1 pseudogene is annotated in these 783 nt (G+C 26.8%); it reads right to left on the reverse strand.

The features are described from left to right. A pseudogene (locus tag GQX97_RS12970) lies at nucleotides 1-560 on the reverse strand (DUF4026 domain-containing protein); the annotation flags it as partial. Nucleotides 561-783 lie beyond the last annotated feature (223 nt).

The following is a 783-nucleotide window of genomic DNA, read 5'->3' on the forward strand; positions in this document are numbered from 1 at the left end:
ATTGCATAATTTACTTCTAATGCCTCTTTATAATTTTCTTCTTTTATTGTATTAACTGAGAATATTTCAGGTACATTTTCTGTTACAGTTTTTGCATCTATTAGAGCAATATAGAATGTAAGTTCATCATTTTGTTTTACTTCTTCATCATGATTGCCGCAAGAGCATTGATGATTTTCTCCATGGCTGCAAGAGCATTGATGTTCTTCTTCATGGTGATGTCCGCATGAGCATTGATGTTCTTCTTCGTGATTATGTGAGCATTCATGTCCTTCACAAGAGCAATCGCTATCGCATTCATCATCACACTCATCATCATATTCTTYTATATATTCTGCTTTTAATATTACTTCCCATTTTGAGTTTTCTCTTATATAATTTTCTTTTTCTACCTCTTTTAATTCTGTAACTATAAAGCTATTTTCCTCTGCTAAAATTTCTTTAAGCTCATCTATAGTTACATTATGGTCATATTCTTTAGAAAATACAGCCGCCATCCAAGATTCTAATCTATGYTCCTTGTTTGAAAATACATTATATAGTTTTTCATTATAATCCATACTTTATTAACCTCTTAAAAATAATTAGTATATGATAAAATAAAAAATATTTTTTTGCAATTTATGAAAATATTATTATTTTTATTTTTTCTTTACAGGTTGATATTATAATTATATTATGTTATTATTATAAAAAAAGAATAAAAATAGGTACTATGGATATGGCATGAAAATAATATCTGGGAGATTTATCTCAAAATCTGAATTACGTAATAAGATACTT

Source organism: Brachyspira sp. SAP_772, assembly GCF_009755885.1.
Lineage (GTDB): Bacteria > Spirochaetota > Brachyspiria > Brachyspirales > Brachyspiraceae > Brachyspira.